The 24,717-nt window shown below is 73.0% G+C and carries 31 protein-coding genes; 7 read left to right on the forward strand and 24 right to left on the reverse strand.

Annotated features, from left to right (window positions below):
* Window positions 1–115: 115 nt before the first annotated feature.
* The 3 genes from ACIBEC_RS11270 to ACIBEC_RS11280 form a co-directional block, all read right to left on the reverse strand.
* Window positions 116–451, reverse strand: coding sequence for a GNAT family N-acetyltransferase (locus ACIBEC_RS11270; protein ID WP_360491129.1), 336 nt, complete (start codon window positions 449–451; stop codon window positions 116–118).
* Between the two features lie 109 nt (window positions 452–560).
* A complete protein-coding gene (locus ACIBEC_RS11275) occupies window positions 561–1,616 on the reverse strand; it encodes an AI-2E family transporter (RefSeq protein WP_360491126.1) in 1,056 nt (351 codons plus the stop codon).
* Between the two features lie 372 nt (window positions 1,617–1,988).
* Window positions 1,989–2,555 (reverse strand): DUF6328 family protein, encoded by a 567-nt coding sequence (locus ACIBEC_RS11280; protein ID WP_396287897.1) that lies wholly within the window; start codon window positions 2,553–2,555, stop codon window positions 1,989–1,991.
* Between the two features lie 227 nt (window positions 2,556–2,782).
* On the opposite strand from ACIBEC_RS11280, the gene ACIBEC_RS11285 reads away from it, so the two are divergent.
* On the forward strand, window positions 2,783–3,019 hold the full coding sequence (locus ACIBEC_RS11285) for a DUF6296 family protein (protein ID WP_360491120.1): 237 nt from the start codon (window positions 2,783–2,785) through the stop codon (window positions 3,017–3,019).
* A 142-nt stretch (window positions 3,020–3,161) separates the two neighbouring features.
* Here the strand turns inward: ACIBEC_RS11285 and ACIBEC_RS11290 are convergent, their stop codons facing one another.
* From ACIBEC_RS11290 to ACIBEC_RS11345, 12 genes are all read right to left on the reverse strand, one after another.
* Window positions 3,162–3,386 (reverse strand): hypothetical protein, encoded by a 225-nt coding sequence (locus tag ACIBEC_RS11290; RefSeq protein ID WP_360491117.1) that lies wholly within the window; start codon window positions 3,384–3,386, stop codon window positions 3,162–3,164.
* Between the two features lie 389 nt (window positions 3,387–3,775).
* Window positions 3,776–5,602 carry an alkaline phosphatase family protein gene (locus ACIBEC_RS11295; RefSeq protein WP_360491114.1) on the reverse strand — a complete coding sequence of 609 codons (1,827 nt, stop codon included), beginning with the start codon at window positions 5,600–5,602 and terminating at the stop codon, window positions 3,776–3,778.
* 281 nt (window positions 5,603–5,883) lie between these two features.
* Window positions 5,884–7,713 (reverse strand): complex I subunit 5 family protein, encoded by a 1,830-nt coding sequence (locus ACIBEC_RS11300; RefSeq protein WP_360491561.1) that lies wholly within the window; start codon window positions 7,711–7,713, stop codon window positions 5,884–5,886.
* A gap of 65 nt (window positions 7,714–7,778) precedes the next feature.
* Complete coding sequence (locus ACIBEC_RS11305) at window positions 7,779–8,123, reverse strand: cation:proton antiporter subunit C (RefSeq protein WP_360491111.1); 345 nt, start codon at window positions 8,121–8,123, stop codon at window positions 7,779–7,781.
* 18 nt (window positions 8,124–8,141) lie between these two features.
* A complete protein-coding gene (locus tag ACIBEC_RS11310) occupies window positions 8,142–8,885 on the reverse strand; it encodes an MnhB domain-containing protein (protein WP_360491108.1) in 744 nt (247 codons plus the stop codon).
* Window positions 8,882–9,151: a hydrogenase subunit MbhD domain-containing protein gene (locus ACIBEC_RS11315; RefSeq protein ID WP_360491105.1), complete on the reverse strand. Its 270-nt coding sequence runs from the start codon at window positions 9,149–9,151 to the stop codon at window positions 8,882–8,884. The genes ACIBEC_RS11310 and ACIBEC_RS11315 overlap by 4 nt, the downstream gene beginning before the upstream one ends.
* Window positions 9,148–9,447, reverse strand: a complete 300-nt coding sequence (locus ACIBEC_RS11320; RefSeq protein ID WP_360491102.1) for a monovalent cation/H(+) antiporter subunit G — start codon at window positions 9,445–9,447, stop codon at window positions 9,148–9,150. Before ACIBEC_RS11320 ends, ACIBEC_RS11315 begins: the two co-directional genes overlap by 4 nt.
* Entirely contained in the window at window positions 9,447–9,704 is a 258-nt protein-coding gene (locus ACIBEC_RS11325) for a monovalent cation/H+ antiporter complex subunit F (protein ID WP_360491099.1), read from the reverse strand. Before ACIBEC_RS11325 ends, ACIBEC_RS11320 begins: the two co-directional genes overlap by 1 nt.
* Complete coding sequence (locus ACIBEC_RS11330; RefSeq protein ID WP_360491096.1) at window positions 9,701–10,183, reverse strand: hypothetical protein; 483 nt, start codon at window positions 10,181–10,183, stop codon at window positions 9,701–9,703. Before ACIBEC_RS11330 ends, ACIBEC_RS11325 begins: the two co-directional genes overlap by 4 nt.
* A gap of 208 nt (window positions 10,184–10,391) precedes the next feature.
* Window positions 10,392–10,586 (reverse strand): hypothetical protein, encoded by a 195-nt coding sequence (locus tag ACIBEC_RS11335; protein WP_360491093.1) that lies wholly within the window; start codon window positions 10,584–10,586, stop codon window positions 10,392–10,394.
* 92 nt (window positions 10,587–10,678) lie between these two features.
* Window positions 10,679–10,852, reverse strand: coding sequence for a CsbD family protein (locus ACIBEC_RS11340; protein ID WP_360491090.1), 174 nt, complete (start codon window positions 10,850–10,852; stop codon window positions 10,679–10,681).
* A gap of 87 nt (window positions 10,853–10,939) precedes the next feature.
* A complete protein-coding gene (locus tag ACIBEC_RS11345) occupies window positions 10,940–11,578 on the reverse strand; it encodes an SRPBCC family protein (protein ID WP_360491087.1) in 639 nt (212 codons plus the stop codon).
* Between the two features lie 160 nt (window positions 11,579–11,738).
* Between ACIBEC_RS11345 and ACIBEC_RS11350 the strand changes: the two genes are divergently transcribed.
* The gene (locus tag ACIBEC_RS11350) at window positions 11,739–12,410 is read left to right on the forward strand and encodes a TetR/AcrR family transcriptional regulator (RefSeq protein ID WP_360491084.1); all 672 of its coding nucleotides are present in this window, start codon (window positions 11,739–11,741) and stop codon (window positions 12,408–12,410) included.
* A 101-nt stretch (window positions 12,411–12,511) separates the two neighbouring features.
* On the opposite strand, the gene ACIBEC_RS11355 is transcribed toward ACIBEC_RS11350, so the two are convergent.
* From ACIBEC_RS11355 to ACIBEC_RS11370, 4 genes are all read right to left on the reverse strand, one after another.
* Complete coding sequence (locus ACIBEC_RS11355) at window positions 12,512–13,528, reverse strand: SDR family oxidoreductase (protein WP_360491081.1); 1,017 nt, start codon at window positions 13,526–13,528, stop codon at window positions 12,512–12,514.
* A gap of 322 nt (window positions 13,529–13,850) precedes the next feature.
* Window positions 13,851–14,036, reverse strand: coding sequence for a hypothetical protein (locus ACIBEC_RS11360; protein WP_396287879.1), 186 nt, complete (start codon window positions 14,034–14,036; stop codon window positions 13,851–13,853).
* Window positions 14,037–14,188: 152 nt separating this feature from the next.
* Window positions 14,189–15,142 (reverse strand): TIGR03557 family F420-dependent LLM class oxidoreductase, encoded by a 954-nt coding sequence (locus ACIBEC_RS11365; RefSeq protein WP_360491078.1) that lies wholly within the window; start codon window positions 15,140–15,142, stop codon window positions 14,189–14,191.
* Between the two features lie 140 nt (window positions 15,143–15,282).
* Window positions 15,283–15,693 (reverse strand): SgcJ/EcaC family oxidoreductase, encoded by a 411-nt coding sequence (locus tag ACIBEC_RS11370; protein ID WP_360491075.1) that lies wholly within the window; start codon window positions 15,691–15,693, stop codon window positions 15,283–15,285.
* A 261-nt stretch (window positions 15,694–15,954) separates the two neighbouring features.
* Here ACIBEC_RS11370 and ACIBEC_RS11375 point away from each other — a divergent pair, with 261 nt between their 5' ends.
* Window positions 15,955–17,493, forward strand: coding sequence for a threonine/serine exporter family protein (locus ACIBEC_RS11375; protein WP_360491072.1), 1,539 nt, complete (start codon window positions 15,955–15,957; stop codon window positions 17,491–17,493).
* Between the two features lie 139 nt (window positions 17,494–17,632).
* A complete protein-coding gene (locus ACIBEC_RS11380; protein WP_360491069.1) occupies window positions 17,633–17,788 on the forward strand; it encodes a DUF6131 family protein in 156 nt (51 codons plus the stop codon).
* Window positions 17,789–17,906: 118 nt separating this feature from the next.
* Here the strand turns inward: ACIBEC_RS11380 and ACIBEC_RS11385 are convergent, their stop codons facing one another.
* Both ACIBEC_RS11385 and ACIBEC_RS11390 read right to left on the reverse strand, forming a co-directional pair.
* Entirely contained in the window at window positions 17,907–18,200 is a 294-nt protein-coding gene (locus ACIBEC_RS11385) for a helix-turn-helix domain-containing protein (protein WP_360491066.1), read from the reverse strand.
* 101 nt (window positions 18,201–18,301) lie between these two features.
* Window positions 18,302–18,643 (reverse strand): hypothetical protein, encoded by a 342-nt coding sequence (locus ACIBEC_RS11390; protein ID WP_360491063.1) that lies wholly within the window; start codon window positions 18,641–18,643, stop codon window positions 18,302–18,304.
* 206 nt (window positions 18,644–18,849) lie between these two features.
* Here ACIBEC_RS11390 and ACIBEC_RS11395 point away from each other — a divergent pair, with 206 nt between their 5' ends.
* The 3 genes from ACIBEC_RS11395 (at window position 18,850) to ACIBEC_RS11405 (ending at window position 21,757) form a co-directional block, all read left to right on the forward strand.
* Window positions 18,850–19,491 carry an L-threonylcarbamoyladenylate synthase gene (locus ACIBEC_RS11395; RefSeq protein WP_360491060.1) on the forward strand — a complete coding sequence of 214 codons (642 nt, stop codon included), beginning with the start codon at window positions 18,850–18,852 and terminating at the stop codon, window positions 19,489–19,491.
* Between the two features lie 173 nt (window positions 19,492–19,664).
* Complete coding sequence (gene ctaD / locus ACIBEC_RS11400) at window positions 19,665–21,368, forward strand: cytochrome c oxidase subunit I (RefSeq protein WP_360491057.1); 1,704 nt, start codon at window positions 19,665–19,667, stop codon at window positions 21,366–21,368.
* The gene (locus ACIBEC_RS11405; protein WP_360491054.1) at window positions 21,365–21,757 is read left to right on the forward strand and encodes a cytochrome c oxidase subunit 4; all 393 of its coding nucleotides are present in this window, start codon (window positions 21,365–21,367) and stop codon (window positions 21,755–21,757) included. The genes ctaD and ACIBEC_RS11405 overlap by 4 nt, the downstream gene beginning before the upstream one ends.
* On the opposite strand, the gene ACIBEC_RS11410 is transcribed toward ACIBEC_RS11405, so the two are convergent.
* From ACIBEC_RS11410 to ACIBEC_RS11420, 3 genes are all read right to left on the reverse strand, one after another.
* Window positions 21,726–23,348, reverse strand: coding sequence for a ubiquinol-cytochrome c reductase cytochrome b subunit (locus tag ACIBEC_RS11410; protein ID WP_360491559.1), 1,623 nt, complete (start codon window positions 23,346–23,348; stop codon window positions 21,726–21,728). The genes ACIBEC_RS11405 and ACIBEC_RS11410 overlap by 32 nt on opposite strands.
* A 207-nt stretch (window positions 23,349–23,555) precedes the next feature.
* On the reverse strand, window positions 23,556–23,975 hold the full coding sequence (locus ACIBEC_RS11415; RefSeq protein ID WP_360491051.1) for an SsgA family sporulation/cell division regulator: 420 nt from the start codon (window positions 23,973–23,975) through the stop codon (window positions 23,556–23,558).
* A 189-nt stretch (window positions 23,976–24,164) separates the two neighbouring features.
* The gene (locus ACIBEC_RS11420) at window positions 24,165–24,668 is read right to left on the reverse strand and encodes an N-acetyltransferase (protein WP_360491048.1); all 504 of its coding nucleotides are present in this window, start codon (window positions 24,666–24,668) and stop codon (window positions 24,165–24,167) included.
* Window positions 24,669–24,717 lie beyond the last annotated feature (49 nt).

The following is a 24,717-nucleotide window of genomic DNA, read 5'->3' on the forward strand; positions in this document are numbered from 1 at the left end:
TCGATGGGGCGCGGCAGGTCCGGGGCGGGTCCGGGGAGGTTGCTGCTCAGGGCCAGGCCAGGCAGACCAGGGAAGGCCTGGCCAGGCCAGGCCCGCCCGCGTACTGCGGGGCCCGTCAATAGAGCTCGGTGCGCAGCCAGCTCTTGACCTCGGGGGTGACCGGGTCGGTGATGTCGGTGAACTCGTCGTGCTTGGTGAGGAACTTGGCGACGTACGGGCAGATCGGCACGATCCGCTTCCCGGCCGCGCGCACATCGCTCAGTGCCTCCTGGACGAGGCGGGAGGCGAGGCCCTGGCCGGCGAAGGCGTCGTCGATCTCGGTGTGGAAGAAGACGCGCTGCTCCTCGTGGTCCCGGTACTCGGTGAAGCCGGCGAGCTTGCCGTCCACGAGGATCTCGTACCGGTGCCGCTCGTCCGCGCGCTCGACGACGGTGCTGGTGGGAGTAGTCACGGTGGGGCCCTTCGGTCGTGCGGAATGTCACTGAAGTCGATCATGGGCATCCTGTCAGGCCACCCCCGCGCGGGCCATCCCCCCGCGCTCCCGGGCTGAGCCCTGCGGGTCAGCGCCCGCGGGGGCGGTGGCTCCGCTGTTCGCGCAGTTCGCCGATCACCGCCCAGGCGACCGACACCACCGGCACCGCCACCACCGCGCCCAGCACACCGGCCAGCACGGCGCCGCCGATCACCGACAGGGCGATGACGACCGGGTGGATCCGCACCGACCAGCCGAGCACCAGCGGGTGCAGCAGGTGGCCCTCGATCTGGCCGATGATCACGATCAGCGCCAGCACCAGCAGGGCGATCACCGGGCCGCGGGCCGCCAGGGCGACCAGGGAAGCGATGGCCAGGGCGATCGGCGAGCCGATCAGCGGAACGAGCGCCGCCACGAACTCCAGCACCATCAGCGGCAGGACCAGCGGCACCCCCAGGATCGCCAGGGCGATGCCGACCAGGATCGCGTTGGTCGCCGCCACGATCAGCACGCCGCGGGTGTAGCCCGCGAAGGTGCGCCAGGCCGCGCGCCCGGCCCCGTCCCAGACCGAACGGCTGCGGGCCGGCAGCTGCCGCTGGGCCCAGGACCACATCCGGTCGCCGGAGTGCAGGAAGAACACCGAGCAGAACACCGCGAGCGCGAGCCCGGTGACCAGTTCGACGGCCCGGCCGGCGCCGCTGAGCGCGGTGCTGACCAGCGTCGAGCGGTGGGCGGCGATGAAGTCGCCGATCTTGGACCGCAGGTCGGTGACGGTGCCGGGCCGCAGGTGGAAGGGGGCGCCGGTCAGCCAGCGGTCGATCCGGCCGAGGCCGCCGCGCAACTCGTTGCCGAGCCGACTCCACTCGTCGGCGACGGTCGTCCCGACCAGCGTCAGGACCCCGCCGATCACCGCGAGGGTGACGAGGAAGGCGAGCAGGACGGCCAGCGAGCGGGGCATCACCCTGGCCAGCAGGTCGACCAGCGGGCGCAGGACCGAGGTGATGACCAGAGCCACGAACAGTGCGATGACCGGTACTTCGAGCCGGGCGAGGACGTCGACGGCCAGGTAGGCACCGACGCCGAGCAATCCCAGCCGCCAGGTGTACCCGGCGGCCGTCCGCAGCCCGGCGGGGACGCGGTCCACGGAGGGCGCGTTCCCGGGCGGCCCGGCCGGGCCGCTGCGACGCCGCGCCACCCGAGGGCGGCGGCTGCCGAGCGGTACGGCCCGCCGAGGGCGGGGGCTCACCGGCTCCTCACCCCGACGACCCGGTCATGCCGGTCATGCGGCCTGCTCGTGCTGGACCCGCAGCGGCCGCGGGCATCGCACCGCGGGCTCGTCGCGCTCATGGAAGCCATCCCGGATGGAAGTCCTGCTCCCGGCGTCTCTCTCGGCATCTCTCTCCCAGCGTCTCTCCGGCAGCGTCTCTCTGGCCGGGGCCTTCGTGCACCTGTCGCATTCCGCATGCCTGCCGGACGCCTGCCGGACGCGGCCCGTGCGCCGCGGTCCGTACCCACGTCACGGCGGGGGGTCGCGCGGGGGCCGGTCGGCTCCGGGTTCGGCCGACGGCGGGCCGGGCGACCCGTTGTGGCGGTGCAGGTGCAGGACGGGGAGGAGCAGCCATGAGGACGCGAACCAGAGCATGACGGCGCCCGCGATCCAGCCCGAGGAGGCCGAGTCGCCGGTCGCGACCCGGAGCAGGAGCAGCAGCGCGGAGCCGATGGTCAGCGCCAGCAGGACCAGGCCGGTGGCCACCAACCGGGCGGCCGCGTCCACCAATTGGGGTTTGAGACGGCGACCGGCGAAGATCCGGTGGTAGGCGACCGGGGCGGTGAGCGCGCCGGTGGCGAGGGTGCCGAGGATGACGGTGGCCACGTACAGCCCGTGGTCGAAACCGCCGAGCTGGGCGAAGCGGGGCATGAAGACCACGCTCAGCAGGAAGCCGAAGAGCACCTGCGAACCGGTCTGGGCGACGCGGACCTCCTGGAGCAGGTCGCTCCAGCGACGGTCCGCCCGTTCGTCGGGCGACTCCTGCCGACCGGTCCGGGGTCGGCCGACGCGGCCGTTGGCGCTGGTATCCGGCATGGTCATGGGATCGCCTCCGCCTCCTGTCCACCGGTTCCTGTCCACCGGTGCGTGTAGCCGCGCCAGGCCGGGGCAAACGCGGAGCGGGATCCACCGGTCGTCCCGTGGGACCGACGTCTGTCCGCAGGCGCAGTCCCGGCACCCGCCCGCGGACCAATGGTGCGTATACAAGCGACTGGGCCGGGAGGACAATCGGTGACACAGGGTGGGGAGAGAAGGAGGCCGTGATGAGAAGCCTCACGCGCCACTACGCGGTGACGCTCCCCGGCCCGATCGGCGCGCACGCTCCACCGGCCGTCGTCGTCGTTCACGAGACGCACGCGGTGGGGCCCGACGGAGGCCTCGTCTGGGAGAGCGCGGACGGCGGACTCCGGGTGGAGATCACCGGAGAGGTGGCCACCGTCCTCGCGGCTCCGGGAGTCGACAGCCGGCACCCGTGCCTGCCGGCCGTGCCGCTGCCGTGACGGACGAACGCCATGACGAGGACGGTGACGGGCGGTGACGGACCAGGACCGTGAGGGGCGAGGACCGCGTCGGACCAGGACCGCGACGAGTGACGCATGACGAGCGACGCGTGACGAGCGTGACGAATGCCGCAACGGACCGTTACCGGGCGCCGGCCGCCAAGGCCTCGCGTACGGTGACCAAGCAGGGATCGCAGTACCGGTCCGGCTCGGCCGAACCGGTACCGTCCCCCGCCGGGACGACGCGCTGGGACGGTTCGAGGAACCGCCCGCACAGCGACGATGTCGCGTCGTCCTTCGCCACCACGTGCCACACCACGGCGGGCGGGGACACCGCCGGGTCGTGCTCGGCCCACATCTCGTACACGGCGTTACCTCCGGATCGCTGGGGGCTCGGTCAGTCCATGCAACCTCGGAGCCTCCCGAACGGCCACCGGGCCAGACCCGGTGGGATGGTTGTGGCGCCGGACGCCGGTCCCCGCGTCGGATGCCTGGCCCGCGTTGTACGCCGTGGCGGCCCCCGGACGGAGCAACCGGTCCGCCGCCGCCCGCGTCCACGCCCCGTTCGACGGCGGCACCCGCCCAGCCGGGCCGCGCCGCTTCGCGCGGGGTCCGAGCCGCAGCTGTCCGGCCGGCTGGGGCCCTTGTTCCTCGCGGCCCGAGTTCATGACCGCCTGACCGCCCTGGGAACGCGAACACCGCCGGGCCCTGTCGAGGGCCCGGCGGTGCCGGGGGTGATGCGCGCCGGGCCGGGTGTCAGGCGCGGCGGCCGCGCCTGCGGCGGGTGACGAACACCGCGCCGCCGCCGACTGCGAGCAGTGCCACGGCCGTGACCGCGATCGGCAGGGTGTTGGAGTCCGCACCGGTCGTGGCCAGTGCCGGGCCGGACGCGCTGCTGGTGGGCGCCGCGACGGCGGTGCCGGAGACGGTGCCGTCCGTCGGGCCGGCCGGGGCGGAGGCGGTGGTGCCACCGGTGGGCTGGCCGGTCGGGGTGGCCGCGCCGGCCGGCTGGCCGGTGGCCGGGTCGAGCAGGAGAGTGGCCGACTGCGGGTTCTTGAAGTCGAACAAGCCCTCGATGGAGCCGGCGTGCTCGTCGAAGGAGGCGTCGCCGATCCGGCCGGTCTTCCAGTTGTCCTCGACGAAGCGCAGGATCGAGGTCTGGTCGGTCAGCGTGTGGTCGACGAAGTTGGCCTTGGCGTACGGGGACGCGACCATCAGGGGCAGGCGCGGGCCGTAGCCGCAGCGGTCGGCGTACCCGCCCCAGCCGCCGTCCTTGCCGCACTGACCGGCGCCGCTCAGGCTGTCGTTGGCGGCGTCCCGCGAGCCGTTGACGGGCTCGGCGAACTTGTGGTCGTACCAGCCGTCCGAGTCGTCGTAGGCGATGACGACGGCGGTGGAGGCCCAGTCCTTCGACTTCTGGAGCTTGTTCAGGGTGTCGACGACGAACTGCTGCTCGTCCAGCGGGTCGGAGTAACCCGCGTGGCCGTCCTGGTAGTTGGCGGCCTTGAGGTAGCTGACGGCGGGCAGGTTGCCGTGCTGCACCGCGGCGTCGAAGTCGGTCAGGTCGTACTGGTGGTTGGCCTGGCCGGCGTGGCCGATCTCGTCCACGTCCTTGGGCGCCAGGTGCTTGGGGTTCGCCGTGGACTTGTAGTACTGGAACGGCTCGTGGTGCGGGTTGTAGTCGGTCTGCGATGCACCCACGATGTTGTTGTGGGTGGCCCCGCAGACGGCCTTGCCGTCCTTGTTGTCGGTCGGCTTGAAGCCGCCCTGGAACCAGCCCCAGCTGACGCCCTTGTCGTTCAGCAGGTCGCCGACGTTCTTGCCGGTCATCACCAGCTGGTTGTGCTGGGAGCTGGAGCAGTCGTCGTAGCCCGGGTCGGGGTCGTTGATGACGGTGCCGACGCCGTTGGCGTCCGGGGAGGAGACCGCGTAGGCGTCGGTGGTCTTCTGGCCGGTCTTCGGGTCGACCGGGTAGCCGCCGTGGGTCTGGCCGGTGATCAGGTTGAGTGCGCCGGGGGTCGACGGGCCATAGGTGGTGCTGAAGAAGCTGTCGCTCATCGAGAAGCGCTGGGCGTAGTTCCACAGGGCGGTGACGGTGTTGCCGTCGTAGTAGTCCATCACCAGGCCGGGCTGGGTGAACATCGGGGCCTTGCAGCTCTCGACATCGGTGTGCTCGACGAACTTGTCCATCTTGCCGCCGTCGAAGGCGAGCTGCTCGTCCTTGTAGGTGTGGTCCTGGTCGCACGTGACGGCCTGGGCCGGGCTCAGCCGCTTCGGGTTGGTCCCGTTCGGGTTGTGGTGGAGCAGGTCGTCGGAGAGGCCGTCGACCTTGGGGGTGCCGGGCTTGGCGGTGAACTTGACCTTGTCGTCGGCGGTGTTGGCCGCGTTCGGGTAGGTGCCGAAGTAGTGGTCGAAGGAGACGTTCTCCTGGAATATCACCACCAGGTGCTTGATCGGGGTGGCGGTCTGCGGGCCGTCGGCCGCGAAGGCCGCGGGCGCGCCGCCGAAGGCCGCCAGCGAGACTGCGCCGAGCAGGCCGGCGCCGGAGCGGAGCCACCGTGTGCGGGTGGGGAATGCGTGCATGGTTGGTACCTCGAACGTCAGGTCATTTTTGTCAGAGTTGGGGCCCGTCGCGTGGATCTTGTGGCGGCGGGGCGCCATGAAACTAGACGGGCGAGGTGAACGTTATTTACATGCACATGTGAATTCAAGGTGAACCAGGGCGGGCCGGGGTGGAGCGTTCTGGCTTCTAATCGGTTCGGGTGCGTCGGATGGTTGACCAGCCGTCAGCCGGGTGCCACCTTCTGCGGTGGTCAAAGCCGCGTGGTCGTCAAAGCCGCGCGGTCGTCAAAGCCGCATGGTGGTCACAGCTGCGCGGTGAGCGCGACCAGCAGCGCCGCGAGCCCCACGGAGAGCCACGCCACGTAGTCCCCGAGGAGCCCGGAGTGCAGGCGGCGCAGCGGCAGCACGACCGCCCGGTGGAGCCCGCCGCTGCCGCGCCGGGGGTCCTGCCGGACGGCGGTGGTGGCGAAGCCGGCGGCCAGCAGGGCGGAGAGCACGCCGAGCCCGACGCCGGAGGCCGTCCACCAGGCCTCGGGCGGTGCCGCCCCGGGTTCGGTCAAGGCAGGCGCGGTCGATGCGGGCGCGGTCGATGCGGGTGAGGTCGCCTGCCCGAGGGCGTCGGCGAGGTAGCCGGCGCGGTCGCTGAAGGCCGCCGCCCCCGCTGCGAGCGCCCGGCCGACGCCGGGCAGCACGCCCACGGCCAGACAGCCCGCCAGCAGCAGCCCGGGCACCAGCACCATCGGCGGGGGCAGCCGCCGCTCCGGGGCGCGGATCTCGGGTTCCTCACCCTCGCCGGTGGTGTCGGCCACCTCGGGGTGCTCCTTCGGCGGCGCGCCGAGCCCGCCGAAGACCCGCAGGCCCGCGCGCAGCACCGCCCCGCCGGTCAGCGCCGACACCAGCACGAACACGGCGGGCAGCCAGGCCAGTTCGTGTCCGGCCGCCTCCTCGGCGACGGCCTTGCCCAGCCCGGTGCCGAACGGCGGCAGCCCGGCCAGCGCGAGCGCGCCCAGCCCGAACAGCAGCCCGGGCAGCCGGAGTTCGCGGGCCCGGCCGTGCAGCCCGTGCTCGTCCACCGAGCCGTACCGGTCGAGCAGGACGCCGGTGAGCCCGAACAGGGCGGCCTTGGCACCCGCGTGGCCGGCCACGTACACCGCCGTGCCGGCCAGTCCGGCCGGGGTGAGCAGGGCCGTGCCGATCAGGAACAGGCCGATGTGCCCGACCGTGGAGAACGCCAGCATCCGCTTCAGGTGCCGCTGCTGCCAGCACATCACGGCCCCGACCAGTGCGGTCAGCACCCCGGCGGCCAGCAGGGTGTCCCGGACCACGGCGTCGGGCAGGCCGCCCGCGCCGGAGAAGACCACCCGGTGGATCCGGGCCACCCCGTACACGCCGAGTTCGACCATCACCCCGGACAGCAGCATGCACACCGGGCTCGGCGCGACCGCGTGCGCGTCCGGCAGCCAGAAGTGGAACGGCGTCACGGCGGCCTTCACCAGCGGACCGGCCAAGACCAGGACGAAGGCGAGCACCAGCAGGGCGTCCGGGCCGCGCCCGGGCGCGGCGAGCCGGTCGAGTTCGGCGCCGATCTGGGCCAGGCCGAGCTCGCCGGTGCGGGCGTAGAGCAGGCCGATGCCGAGCAGTGACAGGTAGGCGGCGGCCGAGTTGACCAGGCCGAAGGCGAGCGCGCCGTGCAGCGGGCGCGGGTCCTCGATCCGGTAGCCGGTCAACGCGTAGGCGGCGGCGCCCATCAGCTCGAAGAAGACGAAGGCGTCGAAGAGGTCCCCAGTGAGGGCGAACCCGCACATCCCGGCCTCGAAGAGCAGCACCAGCGCGGGGAACATCCCGCCGTGCTCGCCGGAGGGCTCGTCGAAGTACCGCCAGGCGTAGCCGAGTACGGCGAGCACGAGCACCGCCGCGAGCAGCGCGAGGCCGACGCCGAGGCGGTCCGCGACCAGCACGATGCCCACGCTGTGCCCGTCGTGCGGGAGCCAGCCGCCGAGCCAGGACACCGCCCGGCCGTCCGGGCCGGTCCGCGCCCAGAGCAGCGCCAGGCAGCCGAGGTCGACGGCGGCCAGGGCGGTGGCGAGGGCGTCGCGGCCGGAGCGCGGCAGCCACCGCCCGGCGACGGCCATGAGCGCCGCGCCGAGCAGGGGGATCGCGACGGCCAGCGGCAACAGGTCGGAGGTGTCCGACGGGCTCACCCGCGCAGCCCGGTGAGTTCCTCCGGGTCCACCGTGCCGTGGCGCTTGCGCAGTTGGATCACCAGGGCGAGGAGCAGCGCGGTGACGGTGGCGCCGACGACGACGTCGGTGAGCGTCAGGGCCTGGACCACCGGGTCCACCACCGGGGCGTCGGTCGGCAGGTCGGAGAAGACGGGGGCGGTGGCGTCGCGGCGGTAGCCGACCGCGAGCAGCAGGACGTACGTCGAGGACTGGGCGACGGCCAGGCAGCCGACGGCCTGCACCAGGTTGCGGCTGGTCACCAGGCCGTACAGCCCGGCGAGCAGGATCCACCCGGCCACCAGGTACGGCAGTTCACTCATGCGCCCACCGCGCTTCGCTCACTCACCGGCTCCTCCCGCGGGGGCGACCTCGACGGCCTGGTCCAGGAAGTGCGCCAGGAGCACCACCACGCCGGAGGCGACCTCCACCCCGACGGCGGCGTTGACCACCGCCACCAGCCCGCTGGAGGCGAGCTGGTTGAAGGTGCCGAGCGGCAGCGTGTTGGCGAGGTAGCCCGCCCCGGCCGCGAGACCGACCAGCCCGAGCGCGGCGAATGCCCCGGCGGCCAGCGCGTCCGCGACGTCCAGTGCGGCGAGCGGGCGGATCCGCTTGAGCACCCGGTAGTCGGCGGCGACGTACGCCAGGTGCAGGGCGGTGGCGAGCGCCACGCCGCCCTGGAAGCCGCCGCCCGGGCTCAACGCGCCGTGTGCGACGAGGTATCCGCCGGTCAGCACGGTGACCGGCAGCAGCGTGGCGCCGAATAGCCGCGTGGTGGGCAGCACCGGCTCGGCGGCGGCGCCGCGCTTGTGCTCGTCCCGGGCCAGGCGTAGCAGCATGCCCGCGCCGAGCACCGAGCCGAACAGGATCGACTCCTCGCCGAGGGTGTCGAAGGCCCGCTGGTCGAAGTTGACGGAGGAGACGATGTTGGCCGTTCGCCGCTCCAGTCCGGCCGCCACCGCACGCTCGCCGTACGGGTGCCGGAGCCCGCCGAAGCCGGGCAGTCGGCCCGCGGCGGTGATCAGCCCGGCGGCGAGCACGGCGGCGGCGACCAGGAACAGCCGCAGCCGGGTGGTCCGGCTCACTCGGAGCGGTCCGGGTGGTCGTCGGAGTTCTCCTCGCGGCGCACCCGGCGCACGGTTAGCAGGATGAGCAGCGGGGTGATCGCGCTGCCGACGCCGAGCTGGGAGAGCGCGACGTCGGGGGCCTGGAGCACGGTGAAGAGGACGGCGAGGCAGAGCCCGAGCAGGGCGAGGACGGCGGCCTGCCGGACCGGGTCGCGGGTGAGCGCGGCCGCCGTGGCGGTGAGCCCGGTCAGCAACAGGGCGATCACGATCAGGGCATCGGTCACCGCTCGGCCTCCCGGGCGGCCTCGACACGGACGGTGGCACGGGCGACGGCCATCGTGGTGACGGTGCCCCCGACCGCCGACAGCAGCCCGATCACCAGCAGTTTGACCGCCATACGCCCCGGCCCGGTGTCCACCGCGAGGGCGAGCGCGACCAGCGGCGCGCCGAGCGCGGCGGCGGGGGAGAGGGCGTGCAGGCGCAGGTACGGGCCGGGCAGCACGGCCAGCGCGAGGGCGGCGAACAGCAGGGCGGCCGTGCCCGCGCACAGCAGCACCAGAGCGAGGACGTGACGGCCCATCAGTGCTCCTCGCCGGCCAGGAAGCGGGTGAACACCAGCGTCCCGGCGGGTGCGAGCACGGCCAGGTCGAGCGCCAGGTCGGTGTACGAGCTGCGGCTGAAGCCCTGGGCGAGCAGCAGCAGGACGGCGGAGGCCACCGTCGCGGCGAGGTTCAACCCGGCCAGCCGCCGCTGCGCCTCGCCGCGCAGCCCGAGCAGCAGGCACGGCCCGATCCCGCCGACGGCCAGGAAGGCCGCCGCGAGCAGCCAGGCGTTCACTCGGCGCCCGCCGTCGGGGTGTCCGCTGTCGAGGTGTCCGGGTCGGCCGTCAACGCGCGCTCCAGGGAAGAGGTTTGTCGACCGAGCGCGTGCACCGTGAGGGTGCCGTCCGCGGCCTCGACGGCGTACGCGCCGGGGGTCGAGGAGAGCAGCGCGGCCGCCCAGGCGGGGCCGGTGCCGTGCGCGAGCCGGACGGTGCGGAAGCCGGCCTGCCGGCGCCCGGGCGAGACCACGGCGAGGGCCAGCCGGCCGGTGTCGGCCAGCAGCGTCCACGGGAAGGCCCACAGCGCGGCGGCGAGGCGGGCCGGACCGCCCGGGGAGGCGCCCGAGGCGAGCCGCACGGCGACCGCGCCGACCGCCCCGAGCAGGGCGACGCCGCCGCCCACGGCCACCTCCAGTGGCGACACCGAGCTGATCAGCACGGTGTTGAGCAGCAGCAACAGTCCCCACCAGAGCAGGAGTTCGGCTGCCCTCCGCATCTCGTCACCCCCGTCCCGGTCGTCTGCGCAGCGCCGCGGGTGCGGCGAGCGGCCCCAGGTGTACCGCCCGGCGGGTGACGGCGTCCCGCGCGCAACGCCGCCGCGCGTGGGATCGCCGCGCCGGACCACCCGTTCGCCGGAGCGCGCGGCCGAAACCTCCGATCAGCCGACAGCTCGGATCATCGGTCGAACTGTCCGCGAGGGCTGGTCAATCGGTCGGCTCGTCGGGCGCCGGTTCGCGGGCCGGCTCGGTGGTGTCGAACTCGGGGCCGTCCTGCGGACCCTTCTCCTCCTCGTGCTCGGGCGGCGGTGAGCCTTCGCCGGTCATCCGGGACTCGGGAGTCTCCACGGGAACCCGAGGGTCCCTGGGCACGGGCTTGTCCTGGTCGGTCATGGGATGCATGCATGCCTCCTCGGCCGGGTGCGCCGTAGGGCGCGGAGCGTGCGCGACAAGCGGAACCCGGGGCCGTCTCCGGACAGCCCCCGGGTTCCGGGTCAGTGCTTCCCCGCGTCCTTGATCTTCTCCCCGGCCTGTTTCAGGTCGCTCTCCACCTGTTCGGCCTTGCCCTTGAGCTCGGTCGAACGGTCGCCGGTGGCCTTTCCGGCGGCTTCCTTGACCTTGCCGCCCGCCTTCTCCGCCATGTTGCGCATCTTGTCGTCGGTGCCCATGGAAGGCGCTCCTCTCGTCGACGGGGCTCGGTTCGGCCCCGGGCGGCGTCTGCCCGGGTGGCGGGGTTCCATGCGCCGGCTCCCGGTTCAGTTCGCCTGCTGCTGCGCCGCGCCGGCCTCGGCGGTGGTCTTCAGGTCGTGCAGCCAGCCCTCGAGGCCCTGGCGGAGGATCTCGGTCGCGGCGGGCACGTTCGCGTCGACCTGGGGGCCGGTGTGGGTCTCCTCGGTGCGCACCAGCACGCCGCCGTCGACCTGGGTGAAGTTCCACACGTGGACGCCGTCGATGTGCAATCCGTTGGCGACGGCCGGGCCGGTCCAGCGGATGCAGGAGCCGGGCCGCAGCTGCCGGACGGTCGAGGTGATGTCCAGGCCGGTGGCGGTGGTCGCGGGGTTCGGGGGCAGCGGGGTGGTCCACCGGAACACCGAACCCCGGTGCAGCGGGCCGTGGTCGAGGCGCGCCGTGCTCTGCACGGCGGTCTGCCAGGAGGGCCAGCCCGCCACGTCGGTCTGCAGCTTCCAGACGGTGCGCAGCGGCGCGTGGATCACCGCCTCGGTCCGGTACCGGACCCGGGCGTCGGGGTCGACACCGGCCCCGCGGCAGGTGAGGGACGTGTCGTGGCGGGAAGCGGCGGCCTGGGCGGGCGCGGCGGCGGTGCCGAGCAGGCCGAGGACGAGCGGAACGGTAAGGAGGGCGGCGCGGACGCCGGTGCTGCGGATGCCGGACATGGAACTCCCCTTTGCTGATGGGCCGTCGAGTGTGGCGCTAGAGGTTCACGCCTTCGTGAGAAGTTGTAACCCGACGACAAGGAGGGAGTCAAGACCTTTCGTGATAGCCTCTAACGAAAGCGTGAACATGTAGGTCTACGACTCGGGGAGCGGGCAGGACATGGCGAGGACAGGCGCGGACACCCCGCGCGAGCGCTACCGGGCCCAGCTGCGCGAAGAGGTCAAGAAGCACGCCTGGGAGCAGATCGCCACGGCGGGCGCCTCGGCGCTCTCACTCAACGCGATCGCCAAGCAGATGGGCCTGAGCGGCCCCGCGCTCTACCGCTACTTCGCCGGCCGCGACGAGCTGATCACCGAACTCGTCCGGGACGCGTACCGGAGCCTCGCCGACACCCTGGGCGCGGGCGCGGTGGGCGGCGCCGACCTCGCCGCGCTCGCGCGCGCCCTGCGCGGCTGGGCCCTGGCGGACCCCCAGCGGTACTTCCTGATCTACGGCACCCCCGTCCCCGGGTACCACGCGCCTGCGGACACCACCGCCATCGCCGACGAGATCATGCGCATGCTGGTCGACGCCTGCGCCGCACTGACTCCCGAGGTCGCCGGGGCCTCCGAGACCCCCGGGGCATCGTTCGGCGCCCACCTGGAGGCCCACCGGGACTGGGCCGGCGACCACCCCGCCCCGTCCGGGGTCCTCCACCGCTTCCTGGTCGTCTGGACCCGCCTGCACGGCGTCCTGTCCCTGGAGCTCGCCGGTCACTTCACCGGCATGGGATTCCACCCGGACCTGCTCTTCGAGGCCGAGCTGGACGGCCTGCTGGCTCCCCGGTTCTGATCCGGTCCTGGCTGGGCCGACCGGTCTGACCGGGCCTGACCGCGCGCTCCTGGGTCCGACCGTCCGCTCCCCGGTTCTGACCGCCCGCCGACGCCCGCGAGTCACCGCCTCCGGGCGGCCGCGCCCGCCACGGCGCCGAGCAGCGCCGCCCCGCCGACGGCGAGCAGCCCGTGGTGTCGGGACGCCCACAGCTGGGCGCTGCGCGCGTGGGCCTCGTCGTCGAACCGGCCGTGCGCGCCGTGGTCCTCGGTGGAGTCCAGGGGCGCCCACAGGTTGGACTGCTCGTCCACCCGCCGGGGCCGTTCCTCCTGCTGGGCGTCGATGCCCGTGCGGGCCAGGTAGCGGTCGAGCAGGCCGGGCGCCACGGCGTTGGCGATCAGGGTCGCCACGGTGCTGCCGCCCACCCAGTACTCCCGGCGCCCGGGGTGGTCGGCCGCGAACCGGACGGCGCGCGCCACCACCTCCGGCTGGTAGACGGGCGCGACGGGCCGGGCCCGCCCGCGCAGGCGGTTGAGCACCCAGTCGAACTGCGGGGTGTTGACGGCCGGCAGCTGCACCATGGTCACCCGCACCCCCGACCCGCTGGCGAGCAGTTCGCAGCGCAGTGCCTCGTGCCAGCCCTGGATGGCGTGCTTGGCGCCGCTGTAGGCGGTCTGCAGCGGGATGCCCCGGTAGGCGATCGCCGAGCCGACCTGCACGACCGTGCCGTGGTCGCGGGGCAGCATCCGGCGCAGCGCGGCCCGGGTGGCGTTGACATACCCCAGATAGGTGACCTCGGTGACCCGCCGGAACTCGTCGGGGGTGATCTCGGTGAAGGGCGCGAAGACCGAGGCGAAGGCGTCGTTGACCCAGACGTCGATCGGCCCGAACTCGGCCTCGGCGCGGTCGGCGACGGCCTCGCAGGCCTCCGGATCGGACACGTCGGCCAGCACGGTGCGCACCTCGGCGCCGGCGGCCTGCGCCTCGGCCGAGGCGGCGCGCAGCCCGGCCAGGCCCCGGGCGACCAGCACGAGGCGGTCGCCCCGGCCGGCGAAGGCGCGGACGCAGGCCCGGCCGACCCCGGCGGTGGCGCCGGTGATGACCACGGTGCGTGTGTGGGAACGCGTGCGGATCGTCATGGCGGGCGTCTAGCCGGGAGGGCCCCGCCGAAACGTCACGCCGAAACGTCACGCCGAAACGTCACGCGGACACGTGACGTCGAAACGTCACCGGGAACCCGCGAGCTGTCAGGCCTGCCCGGGGTGCGGTTCCGGAGGCGGCGCCGGATCGGGGTCGGGGAACGGCGGGACCGGCGGCGGTATCGGGTCGGGTGGCTGGCCGGGACCGGGCGCCGGGTACGGGTGGGGGATCGGCTGGGTGTCCGGGTCCGGGGGTGTCGGAATGGTCATCGGGCACCTTCCTCGGTCGGGGTCCTTGCGCAGGTGCGGGTACCCGGCGGGATCACTCCGAATCCGCCGGCGCCTGAAGTTCCCGCCGCCCGGACCGTTTCCGTCCCCGCACACCGGATAGCCGCGCTGCGGGGGGCCCAGGCGTGGAGCCGCCGGTGGCGCCGACGAGTCCGGCGAACAGCGGCTCGGAGTCCCAGCGGGGCGCGCACAGCCAGGCGACCTCCCCGAACGGGCCCACCAGGGCGCCGCGCTCGCCGTCGGCGAGGAGGGCGTACTCGCGCAGCTCCAGGGCGGGTAGGCCTTCACGGCCCGCTCCTCGAAGTCACGGCCGTCGATGCCACGGCCCTCGACGCCACAACCTCGGTGTCACGACGTTCCCCGGCTCGGCGCTCAGGCCACCAGCGGCAGGATCTGCTCGCGGTAGAAGTCGAAGAACCCCTCCTGCTCCGGGCCGATCTGGCCGACGTACAACTCGTCGAACCCGGCGCCGACGTACGCGCGCAGTCGGTCCGCATGCTGTTGCGGATTGTCGCCGCAGGTCACCGACCGGGCCACCATCTCCTCGGTGACCAGCTCGGTGGCCTGCTCGAAGTGGCTCGGCGTGGGCAGCACCTGGGCGAGTTCGCCGGGCAGCAGCTCGCTCGGCCAGAGCCGGTGGACGGTCTTGACCGCCCGGTCCGAGTCCTCCGACCAGCAGACCTTCACCCCGCCGATGACCGGCCCGGTGCCGCCGGCCGTTCGGTAGCGGCCGATCAGCTCGGTGTCCGGGCTCATGGTGACCAGCCCGTCCGCGAAACCCGCCGCCAGCTCGGCCGCCTTGGGGCCGAACGCCGAGGCGTACACCGGCAGCCGACCCTCCTTCGGGGGCGTGTAGAGCCGGGCGTTCTCGACCGTGTAGTACGTGCCGTGATGGGAGACCTCGCCGCCGGTGAACAGCTCGCGCATCACCGCCACGGCCTCCTCCAGCATCTCCGCCCGCAGGTCGAACGGCGGCCAGCGGTCACCCAGCACGTGCTCGTTGAGCGCCTCCCCGGTGCCCACCCCGAGCCGCAGCCCGCCGTCCAGCTGCACGTCCGCCGTGGCCGCCGCCTGCGCCGTCACGGCGGGGTGCAGCCGGACGGTCGGGCAGGTGACCAGCGTGGTCACCGGCAGCCGGGTGACCTGCGACAGCGCGCCGATCACACCCCAGACGAACGGGCCGTTGCCCTGGGCGTCGTTCCACGGGTGGTAGTGGTCGGAGATCGCCAGCCGGGTGAAACCGGCCCGCTCCGCCAGCCGGGCCTGTTCGACCAGCTGGGCGGGGGTGAACTCCTCACAGGACAGGAAGTAGCCGAACGCGGTCATGGCAGCCTCGGTTCGTCGATCGGCCCGGTGGCCCTTCGCCGGAGCGGCTAACCGAGCCGGGCCTCCCGAAACCTCCGCCTCCGCTTCAGCCGTCGCACCACTTCCGCCGTCGCACCACTTCCGCCCTCGCACCACTCCCGCTACGACGCCTCGCCCGGGTCCGGGAAGGAATGGTGCTCGTGCGCGACCAGCCAGCGCCCGTCCTCCTTGCGCAGCCCGACGGTCAGCCGCAGCCGCTGCGCCGGACGGTCGGCGAAGTCCTGCGGCGTGCCGCAGCGCAGCAGGGCGTGCGCGAAGGCGACGTCCGCACCGGCGGTCACGTCCAGCGACTCGATCTCGAACGCCGCGCCCTGCGCCTGCCACTCGAAGAACGGCGGCCAGGTCTCCCGGTACGCGTCGAGGCCGCGCACCCCCTCGTACGGCGGCGGCACGTCGAACATCACGATGTCCGCCGCGTGGTCGGTGACGACCCCGTCGAGGTCGCCCGCGTGGACCGCGGCGGCCCAAGTCCGGATCAGATCGGCGATCTGCTCCTCGTCACTCTCGGCCATGGTCAGGATCGTAGGTCTGATTCCACACTCCGGCCTGGCCTGCGCGTCCGTTCGCACCAGGCACCAGGCACCAGGCACCAGGCACCAGGCACCGGGCACCGCGCCCCGTGCGCCACCGGCACGCCCGCCGCGGTGGGGCGTGTACGGTCCGTCGCGCTCCGCCGGGGAGCGCGTGCCGGGCGCCGGAGTGTTCGCGGGCATGTCACCCTGGGTAGTTGATCAGGCGCAAAGAGTGCGTGGGGGGTGGTCCAGGGAGTCGCGATGTCGGAACACGATCCGCTCGGCACGCGTGCCGGTTCGGAAGGGCGTCCGGTGCGGCCCGGCAGGGTGCCGCCCCAGCTGCCACCGCCCGCGAGCGCGGCCGGGCAGGGCGCGGCCGGGCAGGTCCCGGAGGGGCCCGAGGACGCCGACTCCGCCGGCCCCTGGCCGGACCGGATGCTGCCACTGCTGCGTATGCCTGCCGCGGATCGCCGGCTGGCGTCGGGGTCCTCCGGCGTTGGGCAGCCCGGAACCGTCGAGCCGGCGCGGGTGCTGGCCCTCGCGCTGCTGGTGGGGGAGCTGCTGCTGGCGAGCGGCGAGGCGGCGGAGGACGTCGAGGCGGCCATGCTCGCCGTCGCCCGGGCCTACCGCGTCCATCCGTGCGATCCGCAGGTCACCTTCACCCGGGTGGCGATCTCCTACCAGCCGGGCTCGCCCGAGCCGTCGCTGACGGCTGAGTGCTCCGTACGCCGCGCCGCCGGGGACTACGCGCGGCTGGCGGCCGTCTTCCGGCTGGTCACCGAGATCGCGGCCGGCGGCATCGGCGTCCGCGACGCGCACGAGCGACTGGTGGCCGTGCACCGGCGCGGCCGCCGCTACCCCGGCTGGCTGTTCGTGCTGTGCTGCGGGCTGCTGGCCGGAGCCGCGACGCTTCTGGTCGGCGGCCGGACGGACGCCCGGGCCTGGCTGGTGTTCGCCAGTGCCGTCGTCGCGGCCCTGGCGGGCAACCGGCTCTCGGCTCTGGTGGCGCGCCACGACCTGCCGGCCTTCTACCAGTTCGTGGTGGCCGCGGTGCCGGCGGCCGTGATCGGCATCCTGCTGTCGTTCAACGGGCTGCACCTGCGCGGGTCGGTGGTGATCACCGGTGGACTGTTCGCGGTGCTGCCGGGCTGGCCCATGGTGGCGGCGGCCCAGGACGGCCTGGCGGGTTTCTACCTGACCGCCGCCGCGCGCCTGCTGGAAGCGATGTACCTGATGGCCGGCGTGGTGATCGGGGTGATGACGGTGCTCTACGTCGGCGTCAACAACGGTGCGGACCTGGCCGCCCAGGACGCTCCGGCCGGGGCGGTGAACCCGCCGCTTCAGCTCGCCGCGGCGGTGCTGCTGACCCTGACCTTCGCGGTGCTGTTGAACACCGAGCCGGGCTCGCTGCCCGCAGTCCTGCTCAACAGCGCGGCCGGCTGGACGACGTACGGGGTGCTGGCCAACGCCGGTGCGGAGTCGATCCTGGCCACCGGGCTCGCCGCCGGGCTGGTGGGCCTGTCCGGCCAGCTGATGGCGCGCTACCGGGGCAGTCCGGTGCTACCGCACGTCACGGCGGCCCTGGGACCGCTGCTGCCCGGGTCGGTGCTGTACTTCGGGATGCTCGCCTTCGTCCGGGGCCAGCCCGAGGTCGGGCTGAGCGGCATCGGGCGGGCCGCCGCGATGGCGATGGCCCTGGCCATCGGCGTGAACCTGGGCCGCGAGCTGGCCCGGCTGTTCCTGCCCGTCGCGCGCACGGCCCCGCCGGCCCGCCGGCAGGGCGGCCGGCACCGCCGGTGACGGGGATCGAACCGGTGGCGGCGGTTCGGTTTGCCCGGCCGCCGGAGAGGTAGACGCCGAACTGTGAACCGGGCGAGAACGGGTGGCTCCGAGGCCGCCCGTTCGGTACCCGTCCCCTCGTCTACCCGGGAGGCTTCCCGTGATCGTCCTCGGTGTGATCCTGCTCATCATCGGCTTCGTCACCGGCATCGCGATCCTCTGGACCATCGGCCTCGTGCTGGTCGTGATCGGTCTGGTCCTGTGGGTCGCCGGCGCGCTCGGCCACGCCATCGGCGGACGCCGCCACTACTACTGAACCGAGGACCACTGAATCTGATCCCCGCTCAGTCCTCCGCACTGAAGGCAGTACTCCGCACTGAAGGCAGTACCCGTGGAAGGCAGTACTCCGTGCTGAAGGGGCCGGCTACGACCCCTCAGCGCAGCAGCACGGCGAGCAGCTCGGCGATGGTCGGACCGGCGTCGGCCGGGTGCCGCAGCTGCTTGCTGTCGATGACGCTGTAGTGGTTGGCGCGGCCGCGCCGCTCGTGCGTGAGGTAGCCCGCCTCCTCGAGGTCGGCGATGATCCGCTGCACGGCGCGCTCGGTGAGCAGGCACTTCGCGGCGATGTCGCGCACCCGGATGCCGGGGTCGCGGGCGATCTGGACGAGAACGCGGGCGTGGTTCGTCAGGAAGGTCCACTGCCGCGGCGTGGCTTGGCCGTTTTCCACAGCTCAAGGATAGGGTCGCGGGCTGTGCTCCGATACCGCCGCCGGGCGGTTCCGTACCTTCGGCCCCGCGTATTCGGCTCCGCCTCTTCAGTCCCGCACCGTCAGGGGCAGTCCTCGTGGAGCCCGCAGAGCCAGGCCAGCGCCTGGTGGGCGCCGAGGACGTAGGCGTGCTCCGTCCCCTGGGTGAGGGCCCGGCGCAGGCGTACGGCGGCGGCCTGGCACTCCGCCAGCAGCTGTGCCCGGCACGGTTCGGCCGCGCCGACCGCGGCGGTGGCGGTGACCGGCGCCGCGACCTGGGCCCCGGCGGCCCACCGGTAGGCCCCCAGCACGCCGTGCTCGAAGCCGGTCCAGGGCCGGGGCCGCCGGTTGGCCGTGTCGATCGCGGCGAACACCTCGTCCAGCGGGCGCACTCCCACGGCCGGGATCGTCTCGTCACTGGTCATGTCGGCAACCTACGTCCGCCCGGTGCCGTCCGCCCCCGGTGGCGGCGGTCCGGCGCGGACCGGCGGCGGCGAGGTCCACCCGGGCGGCGGAGGGCCCGGCGGGGAGCGGGGGTCCGCCCGGTAGTCTGACCGGGTCGTGCCCGGCCGGTGAGGTGGCCGGGCCGGATGAACGGTGCGGGCCGGCGGCCCGCTGGTGGAGATCTTTGATGACTCGTCGTTTTGACTGCTCGGACGCGTCCGAGCGCGCAGCCGGGCTGCGCGAGGCCGTGGCCGCGGTGCGCCGCGGCGAACTCGTCGTGCTGCCCACGGACACCGTGTACGGGGTGGGCGCGGACGCCTTCGCGCCGGAGGCGGTCGCGCGTCTGCTGGCGGCCAAGGGCAGGGGACGGAACATGCCCTCGCCGGTGCTGGTCGGCTCCCCGGAGGGCCTCGACGGCCTGGTGGAGGTGTCGCAGCGCGCTCGGGACCTCGTGGCGGCTTTCTGGCCGGGCGGGCTGACCGTGGTCGCCCGTCACCTGGAGTCGGTCGAGCTGGACCTCGGCGACACCCGGGGAACGGTCGCGGTGCGGATGCCCGCGCACCCCGTGGCCATCGAACTGCTCAACGCCACCGGGCCGTTGGCCGTCTCCAGTGCCAACCTGACCGGGCAGGAGTCCCCGCAGGACTGCGACGCCGCCCAGGGCATGCTGGGCGACTCGGTGGCCGTGTACCTCGACGGGGGCCCGACGGCGGCCGCCGTGCCGTCCTCGATCGTGGACGTCACCGGCGAGGTGCCGGTGCTGCTGCGCGCGGGCGCGATCGGCGCCGAGCGGCTCCGCGAGGTCGTCCCCGACCTGCTGGAGCGCTGAGCCGCCCGGACCGGGACGCCGCTCGACCCGGGGCGCCGCACCGCGTGGCGCCCCGGCCGGTCGGACGGCCGCCGCTAGGGTCGGCGATGGCGCGCCGGGGCGGGCCCTCCGGCTCGCGCGGAGGGTGTCGGCGACGCCACCGGGGGCGTCGTCGGCTCCGCTGCGGAGGTTCCATGAGCGCCACGTCCACCGCGTCGCGTCGTACCCAGGCCCGGGTCCGTCGGGGCAGCACGCTGCTGCGCTGGCTGTTCACCACCGACCACAAGGTCATCGGGAACCTCTACCTGGCGACGGCGTTCGGCTTCTTCCTGGTCGGCGGCGTGCTGGCGTTGCTGATGCGCGCTCAACTGATGGGACCGGACACCGGGATCCTGTCGAACGAGCGCTACAACCAGATGTTCACCATGCACGGCACGATCATGCTGCTGCTGTTCGCCACCCCGACCTTCGCCGGGTTCGCCAACGCGATCATGCCGCTGCAGATCGGGGCGCCGGACGTCGCCTTCCCCCGGCTGAACGCCTTCACCTACTGGGCCTTCCTGCTCGGCGGGCTGATGGTCCTGAGCGGCTTCCTCACCTCCCAGGGCGCGCCCGCCTTCGGCTGGTTCGCCTACGCGCCGCTGAACGGGCCGCTGTTCTCGCCGGGGCAGGGGGGAGACCTGTGGGCGTTCGGCCTGGTCGTGGCCGGCCTCGGCACGATCCTGGGCTCGGTCAACTTCATCACCACCATCACCTGCCTGCGGGCGCCCGGCATGACGCTCTTCCGGATGCCGGTCTTCACCTGGAACGTGCTGTTCACCTCGATCATGGTGCTGCTGGCCTTCCCGGTGCTGACGGCCGCGCTGCTCTGTCTGGAGGCGGACCGGAAATTCGGCGCGCACGCCTTCGACGCGGCCAACGGCGGGGCGATCCTGTGGCAGCACCTCTTCTGGTTCTTCGGCCACCCCGAGGTCTACATCGTCGCAATCCCGTTCTTCGGCATCGTCAGCGAGATCATCCCGGTGTTCAGCCGCAAACCGCTGTTCGGCTACTACGGCATGATCGGTGCGACCATCGCGATCACCGCCCTGTCGATGACGGTGTGGGCGCACCACATGTTCGCGACGGGCCAGGTGCTGCTGCCGTTCTTCTCGATGATGTCGTTCCTCATCGCCGTGCCGACCGGGGTGAAGTTCTTCAACTGGGTCGGGACGATGTGGAACGGCTCGCTGTCCTTCGAGACCCCGATGCTCTGGTCGATCGGCTTCATGGTGACCTTCCTGTTCGGCGGGTTGAGCGGGGTGCTGCTGGCCGCGCCGCCGATCGACTTCCACGTCACCGACAGCTACTTCGTGGTGGCCCATCTCCACTACGTGCTGTTCGGCACGGTGGTGTTCGCCACCTTCGGCGGCTTCTACTTCTGGTGGCCGAAGCTGACCGGGAAGATGCTCGATGAGAAGCTCGGGAAGGTGCACTTCTGGATCCTGTTCGTCGGGTTCCAGACCACCTTCCTGGTGATGCACTGGCTGGGCGCCCAGGGGATGCCGCGCCGTTACGCGACCTACCTGGCGGTGGACGACTTCACGGCGCTGAACGTGTGCGCCTCGATCGGCTCCTTCCTGCTCGGGGTCTCCAACCTGCCGTTCTTCTACAACGTCTGGATCACCACCCGGCACGGCGCCCGGGTCACCGAGGACGATCCGTGGGGCTGGGGCCGCGGGCTGGAGTGGGCCACCTCCTGCCCTCCGCCGAAGCACAACTTCCACGCGCTGCCCCGGATCCGCTCCGAGTCGCCGGCCTTCGACCTGCACCATCCGGAGGTTCCGACGGAGGAGTCGTCGGGCGGAGCCTCCGGCCGGTCGTCCGGCCGCATTGGCGGGCGGGGGAGCGGGCGATGAAGGCGGAGGGCTGGCTGTTCGCCGTCATGACGGTGTTCTTCGCGGTGACCGGGCTGATCTACGGGTTCTGGGCGCGGGAGCCCGCCGGCAAGGCGATCCTGGCGGTGGCGTTCCTGATGTCGGGTCTGATCGCGCTGTTCTGGTTCCTCCAGCACCAGCGGCGGGGCGGCGGACGGCCGCAGGACCGCAAGGACGCCGAGATCGCCGAGGCGACGGGCCCGGTGGGGTTCTTCCCGGCCCGCAGCGGCTACCCGGCGCTGACGGCGCTCGGCTTGACGGTCTTCGTCCTCGGCCTGGTCTTCGCCCGCTGGCTGATCGTCACCGGTGCCGTGGTGCTCGCGTTCGCCGTGTTCGGGTTCATCTTCCAGTACGACGACGGCGACGGATGAGGCCGCGGAGCAGCCGGCGGACCGGGCCGGTTTCCGGCGGGCCGGTCGGCCGGCCCGCCGGTCCGGCGGGGTGCGAGGGGGCGGTGAGGACACCTGTGACGCGCTCCGACTCCCCTTCCGTGGCCGGGAGTTCGACCCGGTCGCGGTAGAACCAGGAGCTCGCGGCGGCGCGCACCTGTTCGTGGCGCGGCGCCCCGTCCGGGGCGGGGAGCGGGTCCGGCGCGGACCGGGCCAGCAGCACGAACCGCTCGTCCGCGGGCACGGGGCGGTGGTGGCCGGTGAAGCCGCCGTCGTGGCGCTGGTCGATCCGGCCGGTCTCGTCGCCCTTCAGCAGCCGGTCGCGGTCATGGGCCTGGAGGGCCAGGCAGAGCCGCCGGGTGAGCAGGAACGCCACGGGTGGCAGCACGATCAGCCCTGCCCGCAGCACGTCCGTCAGCGCGTTGACGGAGATGCCGAAGGCGTACGCGATCACGTCGTTGCCGCCGGCGATCAGCAGCACCGCGTAGACGGTGATCCCGGCGACGCCCAGCCCGGTGCGGGTGGGCTTGTTGCGCGGGCGGTCGCACAGGTGGTGCTCGCCGCGGTCGGGGTCGAGCCAGCGTTCGGCGAAGGGGTAGGCGTACAGGACCGCGAAGAGCAGGCCGGGCACCACCAGGGCCGGGAGGAAGACGTTCCACGACACCGTGTGCCCGAACAGGTCGGTCTCCGCGGCGGGCATCAGCCGCAGGGCGCCCTCGATGAACCCGATGTACCAGTCCGGTTGGGCGCCGGCCGCGGCCACGTCGGGCCGGTAGGAGGCGTAGCGCCAGATCGGGTTGATCTCCGCGAGGAAGGCGGACAGAGCCATGATGCCGGCCACCGCGAAGGTCAGGCCCACCGTACGGGTGAGGAACTGCGGGAAGAAGGGCATCCCGACGACGTTCCGGTTGGTGCGGCCGGGGGCGGCCCACTGGGTGTGCTTGAGTACCACCACGAGCGTCAGGTGGGCCCCGATCAGGGCCAGCAGCAGGCCGGGCACGAGGAGGATGTGCAGGGTGAACAGCCGGGGGATGATGTCGTGGCCGGGGAACTCGCCGCCGAAGGCGAAGAAGGTGAGGTAGGTGCCGACCAGCGGCACCGAGAGCAGCACGCCCTCGGCGATCCTCAGCCCGGTGCCCGAGAGGGTGTCGTCCGGCAGCGAGTAGCCGGAGAACCCCTCGAGCAGCGCGAGGTTGAACAGCGTCACCCCGATGACCCAGTTGAGCTCGCGCGGACGGCGGAAGGCCCCGGTGAAGAACACCCGCAGCAGGTGCACGCCGATCGCCGAGGCGAACAACAACGCTGACCAGTGGTGGATCTGACGGATCACCAGACCACCGCGTACCTCGAAGCTGATGCGCAGCGTCGACGCGTACGCCTCGGACACGGGGACGCCGCGCAGCGGCAGGTAGGCGCCGTCGTAGACGACCTCGCTCATGCTCGGGTCGAAGAAGAAGGTCAGGTAGACGCCGGTCAGCAGCAGGACGACGAAGCTGTACAGCGCGAGTTCGCCCAGCAGGAACGACCAGTGGTCCGGGAACACCTTGCGCAGCAGCTCCCGGCCCGCCTCCATGACCGGCAGCCGCCCGTCCAGCCGGGTCGCGACACGTTCACCGGCGGACGGCTCGCGCCCGTTCGAAGCCTTGGTTGCCTCCACGCAGGCAACCTAGTGGGAGGTGCTCCGCGCGGGGCGACCGAGAGCTGCGGGTCCCGTGGCGCCCGGCGGCAGATCACTCCGACGGCGGAACATGCGCGGTCCTCCGGCGGCGCCGGGCTCCGGTCAGTCGCCCGGGAGCAGCCGGGCGAGCGCGGCGTCGACGTCGAGGTGCTCGGACTCCGATCCGGCGGGCACCAGGGTGAAGGAGTCCGAGAGGAAGGCCGAGACCTCGGCGGCGGGGGCGCTGAGGACGGCCTTGCCGGAAGGCCCCCGCAGGGTGATGAGCACCTCACCGTCGGGCCCCGGGCTCACACTGACGTCACCGCTGCCGGCGGGGGCGTGCCGGCCCTCGTTCAGCAGCTCGCGGCTGAAGTACCAGCACACCTGGGCGTCCACGGTCACGCACTCGCACGGGGTCAGCGGGAACGCCAGGCATGCCGCGTACGGCAGGTCCGGGTCGAACCGCAGCTCGGCGGTGACCGGGACGTCGGGCAGTGGGCTGTCGGGGAAGGTGACGGGCATCGAGTGGGCGGGCATCTGCATTGAACGACCCTCCTAAGGTCCGGACGCGCCGCCCCGCTCGGGCGGGCGCCCCGTCCGGCGCCTACCCGGTGCCCCCCGGTACAGTCCGGGTCCGCGAAACTTTCACAACGTCCGTGCAGGCATGGGTACTTCCCACGCCGCCCGGCCGCCCGGCGCCCGGAGCCCGGCCGCGAGTTCGCGGCCGTCGGCTCAGGCGCGGGCGGCCGCGGGCCGGGCCAGCCACTCCTGCCAGGAGACCTCGTGGCCGATGAGGCAGGGCCGGCGGAACGGCCACGCGTCGGTGATCCACCGGGGGACGAGCGCGTCCAGCGCCCGCTCCAGCTCGCTGCCGACCCGGTCGTCCACCACCCACCAGGAGATCTCGGCGTCGGAGCCGGCCTTCTGGGGCGGGTCGATGTAGACGCAGCCGAGCAGGGCCGTCTCCGCCTCGTCGAACAGCGCGTAGTTGAACGACTCGTGGGCGGCGATCTCCCGCTCGTGCCGGACCAGGTCGTCGAGGTCCTGCTGGTAGGTCATGGTGGCGATGGGCCAGCCCCAGGCCTCGCCGTAGATCGACCAGAGGCGCTCGCGGGAGCCCATCACGGCGGGGTAGTCGAGCTCGGTGTCGGTCCCGGCGATCGGGCGCAGGTGGTGGCTGCCACTGGGGAGCGGCACGTGGACGGGGTGGACGAAATCGGCAGGCAGCCAGGTCATGGACCTGGAGCCTAGCCGAGGCAGGCTTCGGGCCGCCCGGATTATCGGC

This window comes from Kitasatospora sp. NPDC051164, assembly GCF_044455625.1.
Lineage (GTDB): Bacteria > Actinomycetota > Actinomycetes > Streptomycetales > Streptomycetaceae > Kitasatospora.